This window comes from Citrobacter sp. RHBSTW-00986 (assembly GCF_013783065.1).
Lineage (GTDB): Bacteria > Pseudomonadota > Gammaproteobacteria > Enterobacterales > Enterobacteriaceae > Citrobacter > Citrobacter braakii.
Genome location: NZ_CP056200.1, coordinates 753,852 through 766,451, shown reverse-complemented (window position 1 = coordinate 766,451; position 12,600 = coordinate 753,852). Strand labels below are relative to the sequence as shown.

The window sequence follows — 12,600 nt, the reverse complement described above, 5'->3', positions numbered from 1 at the left end:
GACGGATTCTGCTAGAATCAGCAAATATTTTTACAATTTGATCAGCGCTAAATACTGCTTCACAACAAGGAATGCAAATGAAGAAATTGCTCCCCATCCTTATCGGCCTGAGCCTGTCGGGGTTCACTACTTTGAGCCAGGCAGAAAACCTGATGCAGGTTTATCAGCAAGCACGCCTGAGCAACCCGGAATTGCGTAAATCCGCCGCCGATCGCGATGCTGCATTCGAAAAAATTAACGAAGCGCGTAGCCCATTACTGCCGCAACTAGGTTTAGGTGCCGATTACACCTACAGCAATGGCTACCGTGATGCAAATGGCGTCAACTCCAACGCAACCAGCGCGTCATTACAATTGACTCAGACGCTGTTCGACATGTCTAAATGGCGTGCCCTGACGCTGCAAGAAAAAGCAGCAGGCATCCAGGACGTAACGTATCAGACCGATCAGCAAACGCTGATCCTGAATACCGCTACCGCTTATTTTAACGTACTGAACGCGATTGACGTGTTGTCTTACACTCAGGCACAGAAAGATGCGGTCTATCGTCAGTTAGATCAGACTACACAGCGTTTTAACGTGGGCCTGGTCGCCATCACTGACGTACAGAACGCCCGTTCACAATACGATACCGTACTGGCGAACGAAGTTACCGCGCGTAACAATCTGGACAACGCGGTAGAACAGCTGCGCCAGGTGACCGGTAACTACTACCCGGAACTGGCTTCGCTGAACGTTGATGGCTTTAAAACCAACAAACCGCAGGCGGTGAACGCGCTGCTGAAAGAAGCAGAAAACCGCAACCTCTCATTATTGCAGGCGCGTTTGAGCCAGGATCTGGCGCGTGAACAGATTCGTCTGGCGCAGGATGGTCACTTACCGACGCTGGGTTTGACCGCCTCTACCGGCGTTTCTGACACCTCCTACAACGGGTCGAAAACCAACACCTCCCAGTATGACGACAGCAACATGGGCCAGAACAAAATCGGTCTGAACTTCTCGCTGCCGCTGTACCAGGGCGGGATGGTTAACTCGCAGGTGAAACAAGCGCAGTACAACTTTGTTGGCGCGAGCGAACAACTGGAAAGCGCACACCGTAGCGTGGTGCAAACCGTGCGTTCTTCGTTCAACAACATTAATGCTTCTATCAGTAGCATTAACGCGTACAAACAAGCGGTTGTCTCTGCCCAAAGCTCTTTAGATGCGATGGAAGCAGGCTATTCCGTAGGTACCCGTACCATCGTGGATGTGTTGGATGCCACCACCACGCTGTACAACGCCAAGCAGCAACTGGCGAATGCGCGTTATACCTATCTTATCAACCAGCTTAACGTCAAATCTGCACTCGGTACGCTGAACGAGCAGGATCTGGTGGCGCTGAACAATACGCTGGGTAAACCGATCCCGACTTCTCCGGATAGCGTCGCGCCGCAAAATCCGCAGCAAGATGCCGCTGTGAATGACTTTAACAGCAACGGCAATATGCCTGCGGCTCAACCAACGGCTGCACGTTCAACCAGCAGCAACGGTAACAACCCGTTCCGTAACTGATGCTGATGACGGGGCTTCGGCCCCGTCTGAACGTAAGGCAACGTAAAGATCCACCCCTTCTTCCGCATTCTCGCCTCTTCCCGCTTCAATTTCGACCAGTCATCCTCTATTCTGAGCAGAGTTACCACTGGGTCCTGGAAGACATAAATGAAACGGACAAAATCTATACATCACGCCTCGTTCCGCAAAAGCTGGAGCGCGCGCCACCTGACTCCTGTCGCTCTGGCAGTTACCGCTGTTTTTATGCTCGCGGGCTGTGAAAAGAGTGACGAAACGGTTTCGCTTTATCAGAACGCGGACGACTGCTCTGCAGCTAATCCGGGTAAAAGCGCCGAATGTACCACCGCGTTTAACAATGCGCTGAAAGAAGCTGAACGCACCGCGCCAAAATACGCCACTCGCGAAGACTGTATCGCTGAATTCGGCGAAGGCCAGTGCCAACAGGCACCTGCACAAGCGGGCATGGCGCCGACCGGTGAAGGTCAGGCTCAGGCGCAGAATCAAAGCAGCGGCAGCTTCTGGATGCCGCTGATGGCAGGCTATATGATGGGCCGCATGATGGGTGGCGGTATGGGCGCTCAGCAGCCGCTGTTCAGCTCGAAAAATCCGGCCAGCCCGGCATACGGCAAATATACGGATGCCGGCGGTAAAAACTACGGCGCCGCAACGCCAGGTCGCACCATGACCGTACCGAAAACCGCCATGGCGCCGAAACCGGCTACCACCTCTACCGTAACCCGCGGTGGATTTGGCGAATCTGTGGCTAAACAGAGCACCATGCAGCGTAGCGCAAGCGGTACTACCACTCGTTCAATGGGCGGCTGATCGTCATGGAAAGAGTCAGTATTGTTGAGCGCCCGGACTGGCGCGATAAAGCCACCGAATACGGTTTCAACTTTCACACTATGTACGGCGAGCCGTACTGGTGTGAGGATGCGTATTATAAGCTCACGCTTGCTCAGGTCGAAAAGCTGGAAGAGGTCACCGCAGAGCTGCATCAAATGTGCCTCAAAGTGGTGGAAAGGGTCATCGCCAGCGATGAGCTGATGACCAAGTTTCGCATTCCGAAGCATACCTGGGGCTTTGTCCGCCAGTCCTGGCAGACACAGCAACCGTCGCTCTATTCGCGTCTCGATCTGGCGTGGGACGGCACGGGCGAGCCTAAGCTGTTAGAAAACAACGCCGATACGCCAACCTCTCTGTACGAAGCTGCGTTTTTCCAGTGGATCTGGCTGGAAGACCAACTCAATGCAGGCAACCTGCCGGAAGGCAGCGATCAATTCAACAGTCTGCAGGAAAAGCTGATCGAGCGTTTCGCCGAGCTGCGTGAGCAGTATGGTTTTCAGTTGCTACATCTGACCTGTTGTCGCGATACGGTGGAAGATCGCGGAACGATCCAGTATCTGCAGGATTGCGCTGCCGAAGCTGAAATCGCCACTGAATTCCTCTATGTCGAAGATATTGGTCTTGGTGAAAAAGGTCAGTTCACGGATATGCAGGATCAGGTCATTGCTAACCTGTTCAAGCTCTATCCGTGGGAATTCATGCTGCGCGAAATGTTCTCCACTAAGCTGGAAGACGCTGGCGTTCGCTGGCTGGAACCAGCCTGGAAGAGCATCATCTCCAACAAAGCGTTATTACCGCTGTTGTGGGAAATGTTCCCGGATCATCCGAATCTGCTGCCTGCGTATTTCGCCGAAGATGACTATCCTCAGATGGATAAATTCGTCGTAAAGCCGATCTTCTCACGTGAAGGCGCGAACGTTTCAATTATCGAAAACGGTAAAACGATCGAAGCAGTGGAAGGGCCGTACGGCGAAGAAGGTATGATCGTGCAGCAATTCCATCAGCTACCGAAGTTTGGCGACAGCTATATGTTGATCGGCAGCTGGCTAATCAACGATCAACCAGCTGGCATTGGCATTCGCGAAGACCGCGCGTTGATCACGCAGGATCTCTCGCGTTTCTATCCGCATATTTTTGTCGAATGACTGAGAGTGCCGGGTGGTGGCTGCGTCTTACCCGGCCTACAGCATGAACTGTAGGCTCGATAAGCGCAGCGCCATCGGGCATTTATCATCCGACCTGCACCGACAACATACTCAAACTTCCCATCTCAATCCCGTCAACAGGAATAGTCACCGGCTCTTTGCCGTCCCAGGCACCTAATACGTACAGCAGCGGCAGATAGTGATCCGGTGTCGGGTTCGATAACGATCCCCCTTCATGATCGAGATAGTTCACCAGCGGGTGCTGTTCAACCGGTCCCTGCCATGTCAGGTTTGCTTTAACATATTCGTTGAATGAGGTCGCCCACGGATATGGCGTGTTCTCACCGTGCCAACGCGCAGTGCGCAGGTTATGCACCACGTTACCGCTGGCTACCAGCATAATGCCCTCATCACGCAGTGCCGCCAGCTTGCGGCCAATTTCAAAATGCCAGGCCGCAGGTTTGGTACTGTCAATGCTCAGCTGCACCATCGGAATATCCGCATGCGGGTACATCTTGATCAGCACGCCCCATGAACCGTGATCAAAACCCCACGCCTCTTTGTCTAAGGTAACGGGCGCTGGGGCCAGCAAGTCAACCAGATGCTGCGCCAGTTCCGGTGATCCAGGAGCCGGGTAATGGGTGTCATACAGCGCCTGCGGAAAACCGCCAAAATCGTGGATCGTTTTAGGCGCTTCCATCGCCGTCACGCCCGTGCCACGAGTGAACCAATGCGCCGAGACCACCACAATGGCTTTCGGGCGCGGCAACGTTTCCCCCAGTTGCTGCCAGGCGCGGGTATAAACGTTATCTTCCAGAACATTCATCGGGCTACCGTGACCCAAAAACAATGCTGGCATACGAGTTGAAGACATGATGATATCCTTACTGAGGGAGTCATTTTGATACCACCACAATACGCTTATTCGGCTGATGAAGAACTCAGATAACCATGATGAAGATCATCAGTTATTTTGACGATCCGACCCGGACAGCAGATTGATAAGGAGTTTTATTTGTCGATGTCAGTACCTTTACTTCTGACTTTACTGGCAGGCGCCGCCACGTTTATCGGCGCATTTCTCGGCGTGTTAGGGCAAAAACCCTCCAACCGCGTACTTGCCTTTTCGTTAGGCTTCGCCGCAGGGATTATGTTACTGATCTCACTGATGGAGATGCTCCCAGCCGCACTGGCTGCTGAAGGTATGTCGCCGGTATTGGGCTACGGAATGTTTATCGTTGGCTTACTAGGATACTTTGGCCTGGACCGCCTATTGCCGCACGCGCACCCTCAGGATCTGGTACAGAAAACCACGCGGCCTCTGCCCGGCTCCATCAAACGTACCGCGATTTTATTAACGCTCGGCATTAGCCTGCACAACTTCCCGGAAGGGATAGCGACGTTTGTTACCGCCAGCAGCAACCTCGAGCTGGGCTTTGGTATTGCCCTTGCCGTCGCATTACACAATATTCCTGAAGGATTAGCCGTTGCGGGTCCAGTCTATGCAGCCACGGGCTCCAAACGGACGGCGATATTCTGGGCCGGGATCTCGGGCATGGCGGAAATCCTGGGCGGCGTACTGGCGTGGTTAATTCTGGGAAGCCTGATCTCACCGGTAGTGATGGCGGCAATAATGGCAGCAGTCGCAGGAATTATGGTGGCGCTGTCCGTCGATGAGCTAATGCCGTTGGCAAAAGAGATCGATCCGAATAATAATCCCAGCTATGGGGTACTTTGTGGAATGTCGGTGATGGGGTTAAGTCTTGTCATCCTCCAGTCCATGGGGATCGGCTAATTCAGAGGGCGGATGCCACCCTGCTAATTTACAGCATCCGCTCATCCATAGCAGAACGTGAAGGACTATTCCTGTTCCTTAACCGCGCTGTTATCTTCGCCAGAACGACGAAAGAGTTTGTTTCGCGCCTCGAGTAATGCATCCCGGTCTTGCCGAAATGCCCGACAATAACGCTTCATATGGCAATAATAACCAACTGCAACGAGTGCAATTAATACAATCCAGTACCAGGCGATAAACATTCTTTTACCCTTAAAATTTAACATCATTAAACATTTAACGTTAAAATTTTACACAACCTTATTCTGACATACTCCTATAGTGGCATATTCCAGAAACAAATATATGATTTCGATCATATAAACCAGCAGCTATGCAAATAGTTAACACCGTTATAAAAAATAAAACAATGTCGACAAGATCACACTGCGCAATAATAAATATTGCCCTTAAAATAACGCACTCATACCATCCAAAAAATAATAAAAATTAGCACCTGCAAAATAATACATTTCATCAATATTAATATATTCACCATAAAAGTAGCATCGGCAATACCATTTTTTATTATATTCACATCGTAAAAACATAATATATTCAGCACTGTTATATTTAAAGATAATATAAGGAGATATATCCATGCTTACACAGTACCGAAAAACACTTCTAGCCGGAACGCTTGCACTGACGTTTGGCTTTGCCGCAGGGAATTCATTTGCCGCAGGTTTCCAACCAGCCCAGCCCGCAGGAAAATTGGGTGCGATAGTCGTTGACCCATACGGAAACGCCCCTCTTACCGCACTGGTTGAATTAGATAGTCACGTTATTTCGGATGTTAAAGTCACCGTTCATGGTAAAGGTGAAAAAGGAGTCCCAATTACCTATACCGTCGGCAAAGAATCCCTCGCCACCTACGATGGGGTTCCTATTTTTGGCCTTTATCAAAAGTTCGCTAATAAGGTCACCGTTGAATATAAAGAAAATGGCAAGGCCATCAAGGAAGATTACGTGGTGCAAACATCTGCCATCGTTAATCACTACATGGATAACCGTTCTATTTCCGATTTACAGCAAACAAACGTTATAAAGGTCGCACCTGGCTTTGAAGACCGTCTCTATCTGGTGAATACCCACACCTTTACCGCGCAGGGCGCAGAATTCCACTGGCATGGTGAAAAAGATAAAAATGCCGGTATCCTGGATGCAGGTCCGGCCGGTGGCGCATTACCCTTTGATATCGCACCCTTTACCTTTGTCGTTGATACGGAAGGTGAATATCGTTGGTGGCTGGATCAGGACACTTTCTATGACGGTCATGACATGGATATCAACAAGCGCGGTTACCTGATGGGCATACGAGAGACACCGCGCGGCACCTTCACCGCCGTACAGGGCCAGCACTGGTATGAATTCGATATGATGGGCCAGATTCTGGCCGACCATAAGCTGCCGCGCGGATTCCTCGACGCATCGCATGAGTCCGTCGAAACGGTGAACGGCACCGTACTGCTTCGCGTGGGTAAACGGGACTATCGCAAGGAAGATGGCATTCACGTCCAAACTATCCGCGACCAGATTATTGAAGTCGACAAATCCGGTCGTGTTGTTGACGTGTGGGATCTGACAAAAATTCTCGATCCGATGCGTGATGCACTGCTGGGTGCGTTGGATGCGGGCGCGGTATGCGTCAACGTGGACCTCGCTCATGCCGGCCAGCAGGCAAAACTGGAGCCAGATACCCCCTACGGTGATGCCCTCGGCGTGGGTGCGGGTCGTAACTGGGCGCACGTTAACTCTATCGCCTTTGATGCTAAAGATGACGCCATCATTATCTCTTCCCGCCATCAGGGGGTTGTCAAAATCGGTCGCGATAAACAGGTGAAGTGGATCCTTGCACCGTCTAAAGGCTGGAATAAGGCGCTGGCAAGCAAGCTGTTAAAACCGGTTGATGATAAAGGCAACGCACTGAAATGTGATGAAAATGGCAAGTGCGAGAATACCGATTTCGATTTTACCTACACTCAACACACCGCATGGCTCTCCAGCAAAGGAACGCTTACCATTTTTGACAACGGCGATAGCCGCGGACTCGAACAACCGGCTTTACCAACGATGAAATACTCCCGTTTCGTCGAATATAAAATTGACGAGAAAAAAGGGACCGTCCAGCAAATTTGGGAGTACGGAAAAGAGCGCGGTTATGATTTTTATAGCCCTATCACCTCGGTTATCGAATATCAAAAGGATCGCGACACCATGTTTGGCTTTGGTGGTTCGATTAATTTATTTGACGTTGGACAGCCAACCATCGGCAAAATCAACGAAATTGACTACAAAACAAAAGAAGTCAAAGTCGAAATTAATGTCCTGTCCGATAAGCCAAATCAAACTCACTACCGTGCATTGCTGGTTCATCCACGCCAAATGTTTAAATAATTAGATTAAGGATTAATTATGTCATCTAAATGGATCACTTCATTATTTAAAAGCGTGGTATTAACCGCCGCGCTGGCCTCACCGTTTGCAGCATCAGCGTTTACTGAAGGCACTGATTATATGGTTCTGGAAAAACCAATTCCCAATGCTGATAAGACGTTGATCAAAGTATTCAGTTACGCCTGCCCATTTTGCTACAAATATGATAAAGCCGTGACAGGGCCCGTGTCAGACAAAGTCGCCGATGTCGTTACTTTCACTCCATTTCATCTGGAAACCAAAGGGGAATACGGTAAACAGGCCAGCGAAATCTTTGCCGTAATGATTGCCAGGGACATGGCTGCAGGTATTTCATTGTTTGACGCTAAATCACAGTTTAAAAAAGCCAAGTTCGCTTATTACGCCGCCTACCACGATAAGAAAGAGCGCTGGTCAGAGGGTAAAGATCCCGCCTCATTCATCAAAACAGGGTTGGATGCAGCGGGCATGAGCCAGGCTGATTTTGACGCGGCATTGAAGGATCCAGCCGTCCAGCAAACGCTGGAGAAATGGAAAGCAGCATATGATGTCGCCAAAATCCAGGGCGTTCCGGCTTACGTCGTCAATGGTAAATACCTGATCTACACCAAAAATATCAAATCTATTGATTCCATGGCTGAGCTTGTCAGAGTGCTCGCGAAAAAATAAACAGGGACCCGGCTATGGCTTTCATAAAAGGATCGTGGCGAGACTTACGCAATACACCGGTTGATACCCTGGTGAGATGGCAGGAACAGCGCTTTCTGTGGCTGTTGATGGCTTGCGCAATGGGTGGATTGATTATTCTGGCGCACTCGTTCTTCCAAATCTATCTCTACATGGCCCCCTGCGAGCAATGTGTCTATATTCGCTTTGCCATGCTGGTGATGGTTTTTGGCGGATTGATTGCGGCAATCAACCCCAAAAATGTTGTTCTGAAGCTCATCGGTTGTATCGCGGCATTTTACGGCAGCATCCTGGGCATTAAGTTCTCCATCAAACTTAACAGCATTCATTATGCTGTACATAACCCGGACCCGGATTCGCTGTTTGGCGTACAGGGATGTTCCACCGATCCGACATTCCCTTTTAATTTTCCTCTGGCCAACTGGGCACCGGAGTGGTTTAAACCCACAGGAGATTGCGGCTATGACGCTCCCATCGTTCCCGACGGCGTGGCGCTCAGCAGTACGCAAAAGTGGTTTGTCGATCTGTACCAGCAGTCAGAAGGCTGGTATCTGATCCCGCCTTGGCATTTTATGAACATGGCGCAGGCCTGTTTGTTGGCCTTTAGTTTGTGCTTACTGTTGCTCGTCATTATGAGCGGCGCATGGGCATTAAAGCGGGTGAGAACCAAATAATCGGAGCAAGAAACAAAAAAACCGAAGCCTGGAAGATGGCTTCGGTTTTTTATGCTTACCGCGACTAACGTGGTAATTTGCGATTAGCTGGCTTTGCGCTCATGCGCCTGACGGTAAGCCACCAGGTCTTCGATAGTAACTACCGCCATATTATGCTTGCCGGCAAATTCGATACATTCTGGCGCACGCGCCATGGTGCCATCGTCATTAGTCAGTTCGCACAGCACGCCTGCCGGTTTAAACCCTGCCAGCGTCATCAGGTCGATGGTTGCTTCAGTGTGACCACCGCGGGTCAACACGCCACCTGCCTGAGCACGCAGCGGGAAAACGTGCCCCGGACGGTTAAGATCGGAAGGTTTAGCGCCATCCTGAATTGCCGCACGTACCGTAGTAACACGGTCCGCAGCGGAAACGCCGGTGGTCACGCCTTCTGCGGCTTCAATGGTGACGGTAAAACCGGTACCGTAAGCGCTGGTGTTATTTTCCACCATCATTGGCAGATCGAGCTGTTTGCGTCGGTCTTCAGTGATGCACAGGCATACAATACCGCTGCCGTGACGGATGGTCAGAGCCATCTGTTCAACGGTCATGGTTTCTGCCGGGAAAATCATATCGCCTTCGTTTTCACGATCTTCGTCGTCAAGCACCATCACACCGCGTCCTTCACGCAGCGCAGACAGCGCAAGTTCAACACGTTCGAAAGGCGTACCAAAAGAGGAAAGTAGCGTCTGATTCATGGTAAAAAAACCTCACTAAAATTATGGTTACCAGAATCAGGGCAGTCTTAGGAGTACCGTCTAAGCGGCAAAAAAATAACGTGAGCGGGTCCATGCCCGACTGGATCGTTACTCTCTCCCATCCGGACTCTAACCGTCGGCCCCGGAATTACACCGGATCTGCTGACCTTTGAGTTTGCACCCAAAGCGCTCGCGGGCTTTCAACCTGAGTTGATTTACCGCCGGTGGGGAATTTCGCCCCGCCCTGAGAATAAGCGGGTTAACTATAACGCTATTGATTACCTTCATCAACGCCTTTGCTCGTCTTAGCTTCACACAATTCTGGTTTATGCCTGTGCCAGTTCGCACTACAATAGGCAACAACACGTACCAGTTCAGGGAAACCACAATGATTGACCCGAAAAAAATTGAGCAGATTGCTCGTCAGGTTCACGAGTCGATGCCGAAAGGGATCCGCGAGTTTGGCGAAGACGTCGAGAAGAAAATTCGTCAAACGCTGCAGTCACAGCTGACCCGTCTGGATCTGGTAAGCCGTGAAGAGTTTGATGTACAGACTCAGGTTTTGCTGCGTACCCGTGAAAAGCTGGCGCTGCTTGAGCAACGTCTGACTGAGCTGGAATCGCGTGAAAAAATGGCAGAAGTTAAGCCTGCTCCCGCGATCCCGTCAGTCGATCCGCAAGAGTAAAAACGACAACGGGCCGCAAGGCCCGTTTTTTCTGTTAGTGTTCCAGTTCTAGCTTCCTGGCCTCCGTCGCCTGCTGGCAGTACAGCGCATAGCGTTTGCAAAACCAGCTACGATGTTCTTCATCCATATTCCCAGTTATCGCCTGGATATCTACGGGATGGCCCTCAGCTTGCATCCTGGCAAAACTACGGGCCAGGAAATCGAAATTGTTCATTGAATACATATTGCTGTTCATGAGCATACCCTCCAGTTATTGAATATCTGTTAAGGCCATATGCTTTTTCTAATTTCAGTATTTCCCTGGATGCGAAGTTATTCTGTACATATTGTGCGCAAACCCACTGCGCTGGTTCACAGTTTCCCACGAAATCTAAGAGGGGTCGGATTTAAGGTCAGCGTGACGCACGCTGATTGTAACGTCATGTAAGAGTAAATCGGGGGGAGAAATCCCCTCTCCCCTTATTCCTTTACTCTGGGTTAAAGAAAACAGCAGCATCAATAGCAAGAAACGTATCGAATCCAAAAGTTCGATACGTTTCCAGCATTTGTTATTTATCGCTGTCTTTTTGGATCTTCTTGATGATATTGGTCGTTGAGCAGCCATCTTCAAAGTTCAGCACCAGCACTTCTCCGCCGTTCGCCCACACTTCTTTGCTGCCCGCAATATCTTCCGGCTTATAGTCGCCGCCTTTTACCAGCAGATCCGGCAGGATGCCGGCAATCAGACGCTGTGGTGTGTCTTCTTCAAAAGAGACCACCCAGTCGACGGCTTCCAGCGCGCCCAGCACGATCATGCGCTGTTCCAGCGGGTTGACCGGACGCGTTTCGCCTTTCAGACGTTTGGTCGAAGCATCGCTGTTTACCGCCACGATCAGACGATCGCCCAGCTTGCGCGCATTCGCCAGATAGGAAACGTGGCCCGCATGTAGGATGTCGAACACGCCGTTGGTCATCACCACTTTCTCACCGCGCTTGCGGGCGCTGGCTACGGCCTGTTTCAGCTCAGACTCGCTCATCACGCCAAAGCCAGTATCGGCCCGACCGCGCACGGCGTTTTCCAGTTCAATCGGGGAAACGGTGGAAGTCCCTAGTTTACCGACGACAACACCCGCTGCGGCATTAGCAAAATAGCACGCCTCTTCCAGAGTGTTCCCCGCCGCCAGCGTCGCTGCTAGCACGCCGATCACCGTATCGCCCGCCCCCGTCACGTCATACACTTCCTGCGCCTGCGTCGGCATATGCAGTGGCGATTTGCCCGGTTGCAGCAGCGTCATACCCTGTTCGGAACGCGTGATCAGCAGCGCGGAAAGGTCGAAATCTGCAATCACTTTCATGCCGCGCTCAACCAGTTCATCTTCGCTTTTGCACTTACCGGCCACCGCTTCAAATTCAGACAAATTCGGCGTCAGCAGCGTTGCGCCACGATAGCGTTCAAAATCGGTCCCTTTCGGATCGATAAGCACCGGCACCCCAGCCTTACGCGCCAGAGCAATCATCTGCTGCACGCTTGCCAGCGCGCCTTTGGCGTAATCGGAGAGCACCAAAGCGCCAATGGAGCCCAGAGCCTGGTTAATACGCTCATGCAGTGGCTGCGGATCCACGCCTTCAAAACCTTCTTCGAAATCCAGGCGAATCAGTTGCTGGTTGCGGGAAAGCACGCGCAGTTTGGTGATCGTCGGATGAGTTGGCACAGAAACGAAGTCACATTTTACGTTCACATCCGCCAGCGTTTTGCTCAGCGCACGCGCCGCGTCGTCAATCCCAGTCAGGCCGACCAGACGCGAATTCGCTCCCAGAGAGGCAATGTTCATCGCCACGTTTGCTGCGCCACCGGGACGTTCTTCAATGGTATCAACCTTCACCACCGGAACCGGCGCTTCAGGTGAAATACGGCTGGTAGGACCGTACCAGTAGCGATCTAGCATCACATCACCGACAACCATGACTCCTGCACGTTCAAACTCTGGCAGCGTTACTTTCATTCCTGTCTCCTGAGAGATTCTCTGAGGGTCTTAAAATTTGCGCGC

General features: G+C 51.1%; 13 protein-coding genes and 1 riboswitch. Of the genes, 8 read left to right on the top strand and 5 right to left on the bottom strand.

The window, feature by feature from the left end; genetic code table 11:
* Positions 1-71: 71 nt before the first annotated feature.
* The 3 genes from tolC (at position 72) to HV345_RS03845 (ending at position 3,541) form a co-directional block, all read left to right on the top strand.
* Positions 72-1,550: an outer membrane channel protein TolC gene (tolC, locus tag HV345_RS03855; RefSeq protein WP_094168678.1), complete on the top strand. Its 1,479-nt coding sequence runs from the start codon at positions 72-74 to the stop codon at positions 1,548-1,550.
* Between the two features lie 147 nt (positions 1,551-1,697).
* Complete coding sequence (locus HV345_RS03850; RefSeq protein WP_016154521.1) at positions 1,698-2,375, top strand: DUF1190 family protein; 678 nt, start codon at positions 1,698-1,700, stop codon at positions 2,373-2,375.
* Between the two features lie 5 nt (positions 2,376-2,380).
* A complete protein-coding gene (locus HV345_RS03845; RefSeq protein ID WP_016154522.1) occupies positions 2,381-3,541 on the top strand; it encodes a glutathionylspermidine synthase family protein in 1,161 nt (386 codons plus the stop codon).
* Between the two features lie 85 nt (positions 3,542-3,626).
* Here the strand turns inward: HV345_RS03845 and ygiD are convergent, their stop codons facing one another.
* Positions 3,627-4,415 (bottom strand): 4,5-DOPA dioxygenase extradiol, encoded by a 789-nt coding sequence (ygiD, locus tag HV345_RS03840; RefSeq protein WP_131380106.1) that lies wholly within the window; start codon positions 4,413-4,415, stop codon positions 3,627-3,629.
* A gap of 147 nt (positions 4,416-4,562) precedes the next feature.
* Between ygiD and zupT the strand changes: the two genes are divergently transcribed.
* Positions 4,563-5,336, top strand: coding sequence for a zinc transporter ZupT (gene zupT, locus HV345_RS03835; protein ID WP_016157488.1), 774 nt, complete (start codon positions 4,563-4,565; stop codon positions 5,334-5,336).
* 65 nt (positions 5,337-5,401) lie between these two features.
* Here zupT and HV345_RS03830 read toward each other — a convergent pair whose 3' ends face one another.
* Positions 5,402-5,578: a hypothetical protein gene (locus HV345_RS03830; RefSeq protein ID WP_016154525.1), complete on the bottom strand. Its 177-nt coding sequence runs from the start codon at positions 5,576-5,578 to the stop codon at positions 5,402-5,404.
* Positions 5,579-5,975: 397 nt separating this feature from the next.
* Between HV345_RS03830 and HV345_RS03825 the strand changes: the two genes are divergently transcribed.
* Genes HV345_RS03825 through dsbI form a run of 3 tightly spaced genes read left to right on the top strand, consistent with a single transcriptional unit; the run spans position 5,976 to position 9,151 of the window.
* Entirely contained in the window at positions 5,976-7,772 is a 1,797-nt protein-coding gene (locus HV345_RS03825) for an aryl-sulfate sulfotransferase (RefSeq protein ID WP_181636268.1), read from the top strand.
* An 18-nt stretch (positions 7,773-7,790) separates the two neighbouring features.
* Positions 7,791-8,459, top strand: coding sequence for a thiol:disulfide interchange protein DsbA/DsbL (locus tag HV345_RS03820; RefSeq protein WP_181636267.1), 669 nt, complete (start codon positions 7,791-7,793; stop codon positions 8,457-8,459).
* A 14-nt stretch (positions 8,460-8,473) separates the two neighbouring features.
* The gene (gene dsbI, locus HV345_RS03815) at positions 8,474-9,151 is read left to right on the top strand and encodes a protein-disulfide oxidoreductase DsbI (RefSeq protein ID WP_181636266.1); all 678 of its coding nucleotides are present in this window, start codon (positions 8,474-8,476) and stop codon (positions 9,149-9,151) included.
* Between the two features lie 83 nt (positions 9,152-9,234).
* Here dsbI and ribB read toward each other — a convergent pair whose 3' ends face one another.
* Complete coding sequence (gene ribB, locus HV345_RS03810; RefSeq protein ID WP_016154529.1) at positions 9,235-9,888, bottom strand: 3,4-dihydroxy-2-butanone-4-phosphate synthase; 654 nt, start codon at positions 9,886-9,888, stop codon at positions 9,235-9,237.
* Positions 9,889-9,994: 106 nt separating this feature from the next.
* Positions 9,995-10,144, bottom strand: a riboswitch (FMN riboswitch).
* Between the two features lie 132 nt (positions 10,145-10,276).
* Here ribB and ubiK point away from each other — a divergent pair.
* Positions 10,277-10,573 (top strand): ubiquinone biosynthesis accessory factor UbiK, encoded by a 297-nt coding sequence (gene ubiK, locus HV345_RS03805; RefSeq protein ID WP_047358651.1) that lies wholly within the window; start codon positions 10,277-10,279, stop codon positions 10,571-10,573.
* A gap of 34 nt (positions 10,574-10,607) precedes the next feature.
* Here ubiK and glgS read toward each other — a convergent pair whose 3' ends face one another.
* Together glgS and hldE are read right to left on the bottom strand one after the other, a co-directional pair.
* Positions 10,608-10,814, bottom strand: a complete 207-nt coding sequence (gene glgS / locus HV345_RS03800; protein ID WP_019077704.1) for a cell surface composition regulator GlgS — start codon at positions 10,812-10,814, stop codon at positions 10,608-10,610.
* A gap of 307 nt (positions 10,815-11,121) precedes the next feature.
* Entirely contained in the window at positions 11,122-12,555 is a 1,434-nt protein-coding gene (gene hldE / locus HV345_RS03795) for a bifunctional D-glycero-beta-D-manno-heptose-7-phosphate kinase/D-glycero-beta-D-manno-heptose 1-phosphate adenylyltransferase HldE (RefSeq protein ID WP_016154530.1), read from the bottom strand.
* Positions 12,556-12,600 lie beyond the last annotated feature (45 nt).